The organism is Kingella negevensis (genome assembly GCF_030177895.1).
Lineage (GTDB): Bacteria > Pseudomonadota > Gammaproteobacteria > Burkholderiales > Neisseriaceae > Kingella_C > Kingella_C negevensis.
This window is the reverse complement of sequence record NZ_CP123448.1, coordinates 121587-135500: the sequence shown is the minus strand read 5'-3', so window position 1 is coordinate 135500 and position 13914 is coordinate 121587. Positions and strand designations below refer to the sequence as shown.

General features: G+C 43.5%; 9 protein-coding genes and 1 pseudogene. 8 read left to right on the top strand and 2 right to left on the bottom strand.

Annotation, left to right across the window (positions count from 1 at the left end; genetic code table 11):
• Nucleotides 1-147 precede the first annotated feature (147 nt).
• Complete coding sequence (locus tag QEO93_RS00650) at nt 148-1602, bottom strand: TrkH family potassium uptake protein (protein WP_032137561.1); 1455 nt, start codon at nt 1600-1602, stop codon at nt 148-150.
• A 288-nt stretch (nt 1603-1890) separates the two neighbouring features.
• Between QEO93_RS00650 and aceE the strand changes: the two genes are divergently transcribed.
• The 5 genes from aceE (at nt 1891) to QEO93_RS00625 (ending at nt 9619) form a co-directional block, all read left to right on the top strand.
• On the top strand, nt 1891-4575 hold the full coding sequence (gene aceE, locus QEO93_RS00645) for a pyruvate dehydrogenase (acetyl-transferring), homodimeric type (RefSeq protein ID WP_032137560.1): 2685 nt from the start codon (nt 1891-1893) through the stop codon (nt 4573-4575).
• 90 nt (nt 4576-4665) lie between these two features.
• The gene (aceF, locus tag QEO93_RS00640) at nt 4666-6255 is read left to right on the top strand and encodes a dihydrolipoyllysine-residue acetyltransferase (RefSeq protein WP_032137559.1); all 1590 of its coding nucleotides are present in this window, start codon (nt 4666-4668) and stop codon (nt 6253-6255) included.
• A 128-nt stretch (nt 6256-6383) separates the two neighbouring features.
• The gene (gene gltX, locus QEO93_RS00635) at nt 6384-7778 is read left to right on the top strand and encodes a glutamate--tRNA ligase (protein ID WP_032137558.1); all 1395 of its coding nucleotides are present in this window, start codon (nt 6384-6386) and stop codon (nt 7776-7778) included.
• Nucleotides 7779-7831: 53 nt separating this feature from the next.
• A complete protein-coding gene (locus tag QEO93_RS00630; RefSeq protein ID WP_032137557.1) occupies nt 7832-8365 on the top strand; it encodes a DNA-3-methyladenine glycosylase I in 534 nt (177 codons plus the stop codon).
• A gap of 144 nt (nt 8366-8509) precedes the next feature.
• Nucleotides 8510-9619: an NADH-dependent flavin oxidoreductase gene (locus QEO93_RS00625; RefSeq protein ID WP_032137556.1), complete on the top strand. Its 1110-nt coding sequence runs from the start codon at nt 8510-8512 to the stop codon at nt 9617-9619.
• A 78-nt stretch (nt 9620-9697) separates the two neighbouring features.
• On the opposite strand, the pseudogene QEO93_RS00620 reads toward QEO93_RS00625, so the two are convergent.
• A pseudogene (locus QEO93_RS00620) lies at nt 9698-10360 on the bottom strand (IS630 transposase-related protein).
• Nucleotides 10361-10500: 140 nt separating this feature from the next.
• On the opposite strand from QEO93_RS00620, the gene QEO93_RS00615 reads away from it, so the two are divergent.
• The 3 genes from QEO93_RS00615 (at nt 10501) to QEO93_RS00605 (ending at nt 13844) form a co-directional block, all read left to right on the top strand.
• Complete coding sequence (locus QEO93_RS00615) at nt 10501-11505, top strand: homocysteine S-methyltransferase family protein (RefSeq protein WP_284627601.1); 1005 nt, start codon at nt 10501-10503, stop codon at nt 11503-11505.
• Nucleotides 11506-11672: 167 nt separating this feature from the next.
• Complete coding sequence (locus QEO93_RS00610; RefSeq protein ID WP_032137555.1) at nt 11673-12347, top strand: hypothetical protein; 675 nt, start codon at nt 11673-11675, stop codon at nt 12345-12347.
• Between the two features lie 69 nt (nt 12348-12416).
• Complete coding sequence (locus QEO93_RS00605) at nt 12417-13844, top strand: basic amino acid/polyamine antiporter (RefSeq protein ID WP_032137554.1); 1428 nt, start codon at nt 12417-12419, stop codon at nt 13842-13844.
• Nucleotides 13845-13914 lie beyond the last annotated feature (70 nt).

The following is a 13914-nucleotide window of genomic DNA, read 5'->3' as shown; positions in this document are numbered from 1 at the left end:
GAAATAATTTAGTTGGTATACTGTTGTATAAAAGAAACAAAATTGCCTCTCCCCTACCAACTTCGCGCAGTTTGCACATGTTTCATATTTCTGTCTACACTTAAGATAAGAATTACTCTTTTTCTTAACATTATTTATTTTACTGCGTCATTTTTTCCAATAACTTGGTGTAAACAATATCAGAACAGTAAAAATTTCCAATCGACCCAATAACATAACTATTACACAAATCCATTTCTGAAGGTCGTTCAAACCTGCGTAATTATGACTAGGCCCTACTAAACCCAATCCTGGTCCTGCATTGGTAATACATGCGACCATAGATGTCAAGGCGGAAATAAAATCCATGCCTGTTATCATCATAATAAAGGTGAAAAATATGATGGTGGTGCAATAGGCGAAGATGAATGCGGTAATGGACATGGCAACATGGTCTGATAAAGCGCGACCATTAACCTTAACGACATGAATGGCTTTTGGGTGTTGCAATAATGTGGTTTCTCGGAAAAATATTTTAATCAACGCTAATACGCGAACCAGTTTAATTCCGCCACCCATAGAACCTGTGTTTGCTAATACATTGGAAAGTAAAAACATCCATAATGATGCAATCAATGGCCATGTGCCAAAGTCAGCATTAGCGAAGCCACTGGCTAAACCGATGGATACATAATTGAAACTGGTGTACCGAAACGCATCTAATAAAGAGTAGAAACCTTTGTAATATAAATAAAGACTAACGGTGACAATGCTTAAAAATAAAGTGAGTAACATCACGCGTACTTCTTCATCACGCCAGTAATGACGCAAAGTTTTGCCTCTTAATGCGGCAAAATGGTTGGCAAAATTGATGCCGCCTACCAATGTAGCAAACATAATGACCCACTCAATTGCTGGAGAATTGAAAAACGCAATGCTGTCATCATGCGTAGAAAAACCACCCATTGCCAAAGCAGACATGGCGTGACATATCGAGTCAAACCATGTCATCCCTACCCAACGTAAAGCGATAACGGTGAGCAAGGTGCACAATAAATAAAGTTGCCATAATTGTTTGGCTGTTTGTGAAATGCGCGGAGCGGTACGATTGTCTTTGTCTAATCCAGTAATCTCAGCTTTGAATAATTGTGTGCCCCCCACGCCTAACAATGGCAAAATGGCTACGGCTAACACAATAATCCCCATGCCGCCCAGCCAGTTGAGCATGTGTCGCCAGAAATTAAGTGAAGGCGCCAGGTTGTCTAAGCCTGTGATGACTGTTGCGCCTGTTGTCGTCAATCCACTCATAGCTTCAAAAAATGCATCAGTAAACGACATTTCTGGAAAATATAAATAAAAAGGTAAGGCTGCAATACTGGCAAAACCTAGCCATAGCATAAACACTAACGCAAAACCGTCCCTTGAGCGTAACTCTCGTTGATATTTTCGTGTTAGAAACCAAATTCCGCCAAAAATCATCTCAGCAATCACTGCTGTATACAAAAAAATATCAAAGGCAGCATCTTGATACCCATAAGCAACTAAAGTTGGAAAAAGCATCAATAACGCAAAGAACATACCTAGTTTAGATAACACGTGGAAAGTAGGAATAATTTTCTTCATTATTTTCATCATTTTTTAAGTTCAACGCGAAATTTTGCCACAAGGCAATCCGATACATCAAATCAATATCAAAAACCCTTTTTTCTCAAATAAAACTCACTTCCTATATTTTCGCATTTTTATCGTTTAAATCCCGTTTTCAGGCTGCCTAAATTTGCCATTCACCTCCGTTTAGCGATACAATCTATCTGTTTTTCATCTGTATTGAGAGATTCTCATATACAGCGTTATCACAACCTGAAGTTTCACATCAACTTCAATACCTAAACTACTGGAAGGATAGACACAATGTCTCAAACCTATAACGCAGTAAACGATATCGATCCTATCGAAACCAAAGAATGGGTTGATGCAATTCGCTCTGTAGTAGAAAACGAAGGCGCAGACCGCGCACGTTTCCTGTTGGAACAATTATTGGGCACATCAAAAGACCAAGGCGTTAGCGTACCTGTTGGCATCAACACTGCTTATCAAAACACTATCCCAACTAACAAACAAGTTGCCATGCCTGGCGATGCCAACTTGGAACACGCAATCCGTGCTGCTGTTCGCTGGAACAATGCTGCAATGGTTATCAATGCGCAACACAAAGACTTCGGTTTAGGTGGCCACATTGGTTCATTCTTATCTGCAGCTACTTTGTATGATGTGGGTTTCAACCACTTCTGGAAAGCTAAAGGTGATGGTGTTGAAGGCGATATGGTATTCATGCAAGGTCACTCAGCACCTGGCATCTATGCACGTGCATACGTTGAAGGTCGTTTGAGCGACGCCCAATTGGACAACTTGCGTCAAGAAGCATTTGATGATGGTTTGTCTTCTTACCCACACCCTCACTTGATGCCTGATTTCTGGCAATTCCCAACTGTATCTATGGGTCTTGGCCCATTGATGGCGATTTACCAAGCACGTTTCTTGAAATACTTGGATTCTCGTAGTTTGACTAAAACTGCAGGTCGTAAAGTATGGTGCTTCTGCGGTGATGGTGAAATGACAGAACCAGAATCACAAGGTGCTTTGGCTATCGCAGCTCGTGATAAATTGGATAACTTGATTTTCGTTATTAACTGCAACATGCAACGTTTGGACGGCCCTGTAAACGGTAACGGCAAAATCATGCAAGAATACGAAGGTGTATTCCGTGGTGCAGGCTGGAACGTAATCAAAGTAGTTTGGGGCAGCAGCTGGGATGCATTGTTGGCTAAAGACACAACAGGTGCATTGAAAGCTCGCATGGAAGAAATCGTTGATGGCGATTACCAAAACTACCACTCTAAAGACGGTGCATTCATCCGTGAACACATGTTCAACACACCAGAATTGAAAGCATTGGTTGCTGATTTGACAGACGAACAAATCTTCAATTTGGAATTTGGTGGCCACGACCCAGTTAAAGTGTATAACGCTTACTACGAAGCAGTGAACCACGCTAATGGTAAACCAACATTAATCTTGACTAAAACAGTTAAAGGTTACGGCATGGGTGCAGCAGGTGAAGGTCAAAATACCGTTCACCAAGCGAAAAAAATGGACGTTGCTTCTTTGAAACAATTCCGTACTCGCCACAACATCCCTGTAACTGACGAACAAATTGAAGGCGACCACTTGCCATATGTTCGCTTTGCAGAAGGTACGCCAGAATACAACTACTTGCACGGCCAACGTAAAGCATTGGGCGGTTACTTGCCATCTCGTAACCCAACTGATGAAAAATTGCCGGTGCCAGAATTGAGCGCATTCCAAGCACAATTGGATTCAACTGGTGAACGCGAATTGTCTACTACCATGGCATTCGTGCGTATCTTGAATACATTGATTAAAGACAAAGAATTGGGCAAACGCATCGTCCCAATTGTACCTGACGAAAGCCGTACATTTGGTATGGAAGGTATGTTCCGTCAAATCGGTATTTGGAACACCCAAGGCCAGCACTACATGCCGCAAGATAAAGAACAATTGATGTACTACAAAGAATCTGTTGATGGTCAAATCTTGCAAGAAGGTATTAACGAACCAGGTGCATTCTCTTCATGGATTGCTTCTGCGACTTCTTACGCAAACAGCCGCTTTACAACTATTCCATTCTACATCTATTACTCAATGTTTGGTTTCCAACGTATTGGTGACTTAGCATGGGCAGCAGGCGATATGAATGCACGTGGTTTCTTGTTGGGTGGTACTTCAGGTCGTACAACATTGAATGGCGAAGGCTTGCAACACCAAGACGGTCACAGCCACATTCAAGCAGACTTGATTCCAAACTGCCGCACATTTGACCCAACATTCCAATACGAATTGGCAGTGATTATTCAAGACGGTATGCGTCGCATGTACGTTGAACACGAAAACGTGTTCTACTACTTGACAGTAATGAACCAAAACTACGCTCACCCAGCAATGCCAGCTCGTGAAGGTATCCAACAAGACATCTTGCGCGGTATGTACTTGCTGCAAGAAGGTGGCAACAGCGATAAGAAAGTTCAATTGATGGGCTCTGGCGTTATCTTGAACGACGTGATTGCTGCAGCGAAAATGTTGAAAGAAGAATGGGGCGTTGAAGCTGATGTATGGTCTTGCCCATCATTCAACGAATTGCACCGCGACATCATGGAAACTGAACGCTTCAACCGTTTGAACCCAACTGCTGAACAAAAAGTTCCATTTGTTACTCGTCAATTGCAAGGCCACACTGGTCCAGTGATTGCTTCTACTGACTACATCCGCACTTATGCAGACCGTATCCGTCAAGCAATCCCTGCAGGTCAAACATTCACAGTATTGGGTACTGATGGCTTCGGTCGTTCAGACAGCCGTGAAAACTTGCGTAAATTCTTCGAAATCGACCGCTTCCATGTAGTAGTTGCTGCATTGAGCGGCTTGGCTAAAGAAGGCAAAGTTGACGCTACTGTAGTTCAACAAGCAATTGAAAAATACGGTATTGATACCAAACGCGAAGCTAGCTGGAAGCTGTAATTCGCGCTGAATCCAGGCAGTCTGAAAACCTATTTTCCAGGCAGCCTGAAACCCATTTTTCAATTAAATAGACTCATTCAAGGAAAATTCATGAGCATCGTAGAAATTAAAGTCCCAGATATTGGTGGGCACGACAATGTAGACGTGATTGCCGTTGAAGTAAAAGCTGGTGACACAATCGCAGTAGACCAAACTTTGATTACTTTGGAAACTGACAAAGCCACTATGGACGTTCCTGCTGACGCAGCTGGCGTGGTAAAAGAAGTAAAAATCAAAGAGGGAGACAAAGTTTCAGAAGGTTCTGTAATCTTGACAGTAGAAACTGGCGCAGCTGCTACTGAAGCACCTGCACAACCAGCAGCTGCCGCTCCTGCTCCTGCCGCAGCACCTGCTGCAACTGGTGCAGCCCAACCTGTAAACGTTCCAGACATCGGTGGTCACTCAGGCGTTGATGTGATTGCTGTTGAAGTTAAAGTGGGCGACACTGTTGAAGTAGACCAAACTTTGATTACTTTGGAAACTGACAAAGCCACTATGGACGTTCCTAGCACAGTTGCGGGTAAAGTAACTGCTGTTCACGTTAAAGTGGGCGACAAAGTATCTGAAGGCAGCCTGATTATTGAAGTGGCTGGCACAGACACACCTGCTGCTGCCGCTGCTCCAGCTCCTGTTGCACAAGCTGCTGCTCCTGCCGCAGCTCCAGCACCTGCTGCTCAACCAGCTCCTGTTGCTGCTGCCGTTTCTGCTGCAATCAACGAAGCTAGCTTCTCTAAAGCACACGCAGGTCCTTCAACTCGTAAATTGGCGCGCGAATTGGGCGTTGATTTGGGTTCAGTTAAAGGTACTGGTGCAAAAGGTCGCGTAACTGCTGACGACGTTAAAGCATTCGTTAAAGGCGTGATGCAATCTGGCGCAGCAAAATCTTCTGGCGCATCTTTGGGCGGTGGTTTGGACTTGTTGCCATGGCCAAAAGTTGACTTCTCTAAATTCGGTGAAGTTGAAGTTAAAGAGTTGTCTCGCATTAAGAAAATCTCTGGTCAAAACTTGTCTCGTAACTGGGTGATGATTCCTCACGTGACTGTTCACGAAGAAGCAGACATGACAGAGTTGGAAGAATTCCGCAAATCTTTGAACAAAGAATGGGAAAAAGCTGGCGTGAAAGTGTCTCCATTGGCATTCATCATCAAAGCTTCTGTAACAGCATTGAAAGCGTTCCCAGAGTTCAACTCTTCTTTGGACGGCGATAACTTGGTATTGAAAAAATACTACAACATCGGTTTCGCAGCTGACACACCAAACGGCTTGGTAGTACCAGTTATCAAAGACGCAGACAAAAAAGGCTTGAAAGAAATTAGCCAAGAATTGTCTGAATTGAGCAAAAAAGCTCGCGAAGGCAAATTGAAACCTCAAGAAATGCAAGGCGCATGCTTCACCATTTCTAGCTTGGGCGGCATCGGCGGTACTGGTTTTACACCAATCGTTAATGCTCCTGAAGTGGCTATTTTGGGTGTTTGCAAATCTCAAATCAAACCAGTTTGGAATGGTAAAGAATTTGCACCACGCTTGATGTGCCCATTGAGCTTGTCATTTGACCACCGCGTAATCGACGGCGCAGCTGGTATGAAATTCACAGTATTCTTGGCGAACTTGTTGAAAGACTTCCGCCGCGTTTCTCTGTAATTTCAGAATTGTATTGTAACGAAGTAGTAAAAAGGCAGCCTGAAAACATATTTATGTTTTCAGGCTGCCTTTTTTGTGTAAAAAACGGTAAAATACACCTTTTCTCAAATTCCAACAGAAAGACAAAAATGACAGTTAAAACTCGTTTCGCACCCAGCCCAACAGGTTATTTACACATCGGCGGCGTGCGTACCGCATTGTATTCATGGGCATTTGCCAAACACCACGGCGGCGATTTCTTGCTGCGCATTGAAGACACCGACTTAGAACGCTCAACCAAAGAATCAGTAGAAGTAATTTTAAAAGGCATGGAATGGGTTGGCTTGGATGCAAAAAATTCAGACAACATCGTTTACCAAACGCAAAATTTCCCACGCTATAAAGAGCTGATTAAACAATTAGTTGAACAAGGACACGCCTACCCATGCTATTGCAGCAAAGAAGAATTGGCGGAAATGCGTGAACGCGCCGAACGCGAAGGCACGGCAACCTACGACCGCCGTTGGCGACCCGAAGCAGGTAAAACGCTGCCTGAAATTCCTGCTGGCGTTGAACCTGTAATCCGTTTCAAAAACCCATTGGACGGCGTAACCGTTTGGAATGATTTGGTAAAAGGCGAAATCAGCATTCCCAATTCCGCGTTGGACGATTTGATTATTGCGCGTGCAGACGGCACACCAACTTACAATTTCTGCGTAGTCGTGGACGATTTTGACATGGGCATCACGCACGTGATTCGCGGCGACGACCATGTAAACAACACGCCAAAACAAATCAATATTTTCAAAGCATTGGGCGCAAAAATTCCTGAATACGCGCATTTGCCCATGATTTTGAACGAGCAAGGCAAGAAAATTTCCAAACGTAGTGGCGACACGGTAGCCATTACCGAATACGAAGACATGGGAATCCTGCCTGAAGCGCTGCTGAATTACTTGGCGCGTTTGGGTTGGGCACATGGCGATGATGAATTTTTCACGATGAATCAATTTGTTGAGTGGTTTGAATTGGCGCACGTTTCAGCCAGCCCTAGCCGCATGGACAGCAAAAAATTGCTTTGGATTAACGCGGAACACATCAAAGCGACCGACAACGAAAAATTGGGGGAATTGACGCTACCACGTTTGCAAAAACAAGGTGTTACCGTTTCAGGCAGCCTGAAATTGTCAGACGTAATCGCGTTGGTTAAAGACCGCGCTCAAGATTTGAATGCGTTGGCGACTGAATGCGCGTATTTCTATCAAAAAGCGATACCAGCCGAAGCTGACGTGGCGAAACATTGGGACGAAGAAGCCCCAGCGCGCATGCAACGCTTTGCGGAAAAATTGGCAGCGTTGGACACTTGGACAGCGGAAAGCATTCACGATTTGTTCAAACCATTCTGCGATGAAGAAGGGATTAAAATGGGTAAATTGGGTATGCCGTTGCGTTTGGCGGTGTGCGGTACAGCGAAAACACCTTCTGTTGATGCCGTGTTGGCGTTGATGGGTAAAGAAGAAGTATTGAAACGCATGCGCGGTTAATGTTTTTCAGGCTGCTTGATTTCAGGCAGCCTGAAATTTTTTAAGGAGCAACAATGAGTTATTGCACTTTCTGCGCAGAATTGCCCAACAATACCGACAACCCCAACAAAGCCTATCACGACACAGAATACGGCGTACCCCAATCAGACGATAACATATTGTTTGAACGACTGATTTTAGAAATCAATCAAGCAGGTTTAAGCTGGACAACCATTCTGAAAAAACGCGCCCATTTTCAGGCTGCGTATGCACAATTTGACGTAGCGAAAGTTGCTGCGTTTGATGAACACGATATGACCCGTTTACTGAGCGACACAGGCATTATCCGCAACCACCTAAAAATTCAGGCTGCGATTTATAACGCGCAACAAATTTTGCGTTTACAGCAAGAATACGGTAGTTTCAAAGCATGGTTAGACGCACATCACCCACGAGAAAAAGCAGATTGGGTTAAGCTATTCAAAAAGCAATTCAAATTTGTGGGCAATGAAATTGTGGGCGAATTTTTGATGAGTTTGAATTATTTGAGCGGCGCGCATGATGTGGATTGCCCATTTTTCAGGCAGCCTGAAAATATGGTGAATTAAAGACGAAGCAACAACGTCCACCGTGTGCGCGCGGCACATAAGAACGTTAGCAACGCTGTATTATTATTCTAATTCACTATAACTTGAATTTCAGCCCATTACCCTAACCTACCCCATTCCGATAAACCAAACACACAAAAAAACATGAAAACCGATTTTTCAAGACTATACCAACCCATTAAATTCAATAACGGCGTAGAAATCAAAAACCGCCTAGTAGTCGCACCGATGACACACTGCACATCAGACGAAAACGGACACATCACAGACGAAGAACGCAACTACTTGCGCGACCGTTTCAACGGCTTTGGTATGTTCATTTCAGCCTGCGTTTTGGTGCACCCAAGCGGCAAAGCCTTCCACGGGCAGCCTGAAGCGATTGGTGTAGAAGACTTGCCAAGCCTGAGCGAAGTGGCACAAATCGCCAAAGCACAAGGTACAACCGCCATTTTGCAAATTCATCACGGCGGTCATCAATCTATCCCAGCGTTGAACAATGGCGAAATCGTTGCTCCATCAGCCATGAACGGCGCACGCGAATTGACCGACAGCGAAATCCGCGAAATCATCGCAGGTTTTGCCAACGCCGCCGATTTAGCTGTGCAAGCAGGTTATGACGGCGTAGAAATTCACGGCGCAAACGGCTATTTAATCCAACAATTCTATTCAGCCGAAAGCAACCAACGCACAGACGAATGGGGCGGCAGCCGCGAAAACCGCATGAAATTCCCGTTAGCTGTGGTGGATGCCGTTACCGCAGCCGTAGCTAAACACAATCGCCCAGATTTCATCATCGGCTACCGTTTCTCGCCAGAAGAACCAGGTGAAAACGGCTTAACCATGACCGACACATACGCGCTGATTGACGCATTGTTAGAAAAACCACTGCAATATCTGCACGTTTCACTGCACGATTTCTACAACCACGCACGTCGTAGCGCAGATGAAACCAAAACACGCATGGAATTGCTGCACGCACACATTAACGGCAGATTACCATTCATCGGCGTAGGCAATTTGATTACACCAAAACAAATCGCAGATGCCTTTGATACAGGCTGGGCAGACATGGTTGCATTAGGCAAAACCGTGTTGCTGAACCCTGATTTGCTGGACTTGGTGAACAGCGGTCGCGAAGACGAAGTGCACACTGAAATCGACCCTGCGCAAAAAGACCGCTATCGCTATGGCGAATTTTTGTGGAATATCAATATGCAAGGGTCTAACGGTTTCTTGCCTGAATTGAAAAAATAATTTTTCAGGCAGTCTGAAAAACGTGGTTGGATAATTCCAGCCACGTTTTTTTATAACTTTTTGTTTGGTTCAATATAGTTAATTAAAATAAAAATAGGATAGTAACGCATCTGTGAAATTATCATAACTAGGCAAAATTGAACGCATATATTTCTTAATATTTGCCCATAATGACTTTTCAGGTAAATTGGGCAATAGCATAGTTTCAAACCATGCTTCAAAAAAATCGCTGGTCATTGTATTTTGATAAATCATTGGCGCAATTAAATTTTGCCCAATTTGCGCTGCAACTCATGATAAGCGTTGGTATTTTCTACCGCTTATCTTGGTTTTAACAATTTCCCCTTTCGGACTACGAGCATACAGACGAAAGAAATAGGTATCCAATCCTGTTTCATCTAAATAAACAAGCGGGTAGTCAGAAAATTGGGCTAACTGAGCTAAATAATGAGCTACTTTTTCTGGGTCTTGTTCTTTGTAAGTGGTGGTCTTTTTTTACGCGTGATACCTAATTTTTTGAGCGCATAAAAAATAGTTGATGTGGAGCAACTAAACATTTCAGCCCTTTCATAGAGATAAGCATCAGGATTTTGTTCAATATATTGTTTGAGTGCTTGCGTATTTAATCCAAAGGTAAAGCGTATTTCTTGAGATACCATAGGTTTTGGCAACTTTACTTGCATTGTTACATTGCTTGTAACAATTTAATGCTTTTTCTCGTAAATCAATTGAATATGCCATTTTATGCCCTTAAAGATAAAATTAGAATTGTACTATTTTATTTTGAATTTAATATATAATTAAAAATACATAACTATTTGTATTTTAAAAGTTTTAATAAGCTATGCTAAAATTCAAAATTACAGCCTGAAAATATATTCATGAACAAAATTCATCAAGAAAACCAATTTTTCTCGTTTGAAATTCATGCAACACACCGTTATCGTTCAGTTATCTTTTCATGCTGCCTGAAAATCCAACTTATTGATACGAAAGGAAACATCATGACAATTATTTTAGACGGCGGCATGGGTCGCGAATTGCACAGACGTGGCGCACCGTTCAGGCAGCCTGAATGGTCGGCGTTGGCTTTGACCGAAGCTCCTGAAGCGGTACGCGACACGCATTTGGATTTTATCCGTGCTGGGGCGGACATGATTACGAGCAACAGTTACGCGGTTGTGCCGTTTCATATTGGCGAATCGCGTTTTCAAAATGAAGCGGAAGATTTGGCGGCAACGGCTGGAAACTTGGCGCGTGAAGCGGTGGAATTGAGCGGTAAATCGGTTCAAGTGGCTGGGTCGTTACCGCCTTTGTTTGGCTCGTATCGCCCTGATTTGTTTGATGAAACAAAAGCCGATGAATTGGCACAACCGTTGATTTGTGGCTTGTCGCCGTTTGTGGATTTGTGGCTGGCGGAAACGGCGAGCAGCACAGCAGAAGTGAGAAATTGGCGGAAGCAGTTGGGCGATGACACGCATCCGTTTTGGGTGTCGTTTACGCTGGAGGACATGCAGCCGCATGATGAACCTGTTTTGCGTTCGGGCGAATCGGTGCGCGTGGCGGCGCAAGTGGCGCGTGAATTGGGGGCGGCGGCGATGTTGTTTAATTGCAGCCAGCCTGAAGTGATGTTAGCGGCGGTGCAAGCGGCGGCGAACGTGCTTTCAGGCAGCCTGAAAATTGGCTTGTATGCCAATGCGTTTGAGCCTGTGAGCGATGAAATGAATGATGCGAATGACGGTTTGGACGAAATCCGCAAGGACACGACACCGCAGAATTATTTGGCGTGGGCAACTGCTTGGTGCGATGCGGGGGCGGAGATTGTGGGCGGTTGCTGTGGGATTTCGCCTGAGCATATTGGGGTATTGGCGGAGAATTTGAAATAAGTGGTAGGTCGGCTCTCCGAGCAGACATTTTCTAAATTCAGGCTGCCTGAAATGTCGGCTCGGAGAGCCGACCTACACTTGCTGGCGTTTATTTTTGGGGAATGTCGGATTCAAGAATCTGACCTATACATTTTTAAGCTACCTTAATATTAAACAAGTGAGTAAATATGAATAATGATATTACTCTAATCGTAAATAAATTTATACAGACTATGCAAAATGATGAAACTCATCGTTATAGAAGTTTTGATTTTTGTTATACACACTTTTATTTTTCAAAAATCAATCAACATATTGATATAGAAAAAAGTTGTTATATTTTATGGGGATATTTAGCAAGCTGGGGAATGCTACGAGGCTCTAGTTTTTTGCTGCAATACCATAATCCAGCTTATTTGCGACCATTAGTAGAATTTATTTATCAGCAAGATTCGTCTGTATGGGAAATCGATGTCAATAATTACCCTGAAAAATACTCAACAATATTAGAACTCTATAAAAATATTAAAAGTATTTTGATTAAAAACAATGAGCGAGCTTTGACTTTAATTACTAAAATTTTATTAGGTGTATTTGGTATTGTGCCTGCGTATGACACATATTTCACCAAAGCATTCAAAAATATTTCTCAAAATAACTTAAAGCATCATTGTGGTTTTAGTTCATTTAATAAAGATTCATTGCACGTCATTCATCAATTTTATTTACAAAATAAAAATACTATTGATGAATTAAGCCAAGATATTCAATTAATTACTTTTAAAAATACAACAACAGGTTTATTTTATTCAAAAGCTAAAATTATTGATATGTATGGCTTTCAAAAAGGATTTGAACTTTAATTATTAAAAAGTAATTTACCCATTTTCAGGCAGCCTGAAACCCCATTTTCACAACAAAAAAGGAATTTTATGTCTTCCAAATCACAAATCGGCTTAATCGGCTTAACCGCCCTAACCGCCCTAGTCATCAGTTCCATGATTGGCTCGGGCATTTTCAGTTTGCCGCAAAACATGGCGGCGGTCGCTGGCTCGCAAGCCTTGTTAATCGGCTGGCTCATCACAGGTGTAGGGATTATTTTTCTCGGCTTGGCGTTTGGCTGCTTGTCCAAGCTGAAACCTGAATTGGACGGCGGCATTTATACCTACGCCCGAGACGGTTTCGGTAATTTAATGGGCTTTTTCTCGGCGTGGGGGTATTGGCTGTGTACCACGATTGGCATTGTCGGCTATTTGGTGGTGGCGTTTGAAGCGGTGGGCGGTTTTGTGGATTCGCCTGATAGCGTGATTCTTGGGCAGGGCAATACGTTTTGGGCTTTTGTGGGCGAATCGGCGATTGCGTGGCTGATTTATTGGCTGGTGGCTCGTGGGATTAAGGAAGCGGCTGGCGTGAATTTGGTGGCAACGGCGGTTAAAGTGTTTCCGCTGATTGTGTTTATCGGTTTGGCGGCGTATTTTTTCAAATCTGATGTGTTTATGGGCGATTGGTCGGGCGCGAGCATTGCGGCGGATACGTCTGTGATGAGCCAAGTGAAAGACACGATGTTGATTACGCTGTGGGTGTTTACGGGCATTGAAGGGGCAGCGGTGTTGTCCAAACACGCGAAATCTCGTGCGGACATCGGCAAGGCAACGGTGGGCGGAGTGGCGATTACTTTGGCAATGTATGTGGCGATTACACTGCTGGCTCAGGGGATTTTGCCGCGTGCGGAGATTGCGGCGATGGCGAATCCGTCTATGGCTGGCGTGTTGTCGCACATGGTGGGCGATTGGGGTAAGGTGTTGATTTCGTTTTGTTTGATTGTGTCAGTATTGTCGTCTTATTTGAGTTGGACGTTGTACGCAACGGAAATTCCGCATTTGGGGGCGAAAAATGCGGCATTTCCGAAACAGTTTTTGGCGTTGAATGGGAATGAAGTGCCGCATCATTCGTTGCTGTTCACGACTTTGACGGTGCAATTATGTTTGTTTTTGGTGTGGCAGACAGGGAATAGTTATTCGGCGTTGTTGATGATTTCTACGTCTATGATTTTAGTGCCATATTTGCTGATTGGTTTGTATTTGGTTAAATTGGCGTACACGCAGAAATTGTCGGCGAAATATTGGGTAATTGGTGTAATTTCAAGCGTTTATGCGTTTTGGATTGTGTACGCGGCGGGTGTGAATTATTTGTTATTGTCGGTGCTTTTGTATTTGGTGGGGACGGTGTTGTTTTTGTTCTCTCAATGGCAGCAGCGTGGGAAATGGCAATTTACACTGCCTGAAAAAATCGTGTTGGCGATTTTGGCGGTGTTGGCTGTGCCTGCGATTCAGCAATTTGTGGCGAGTTTGAATGGATAATTAGACTTTCAGGCAGCCTGAAAAATAAAAAAAACACGATTAAATCTCAGTTATTTAATCGTGTTTTTTT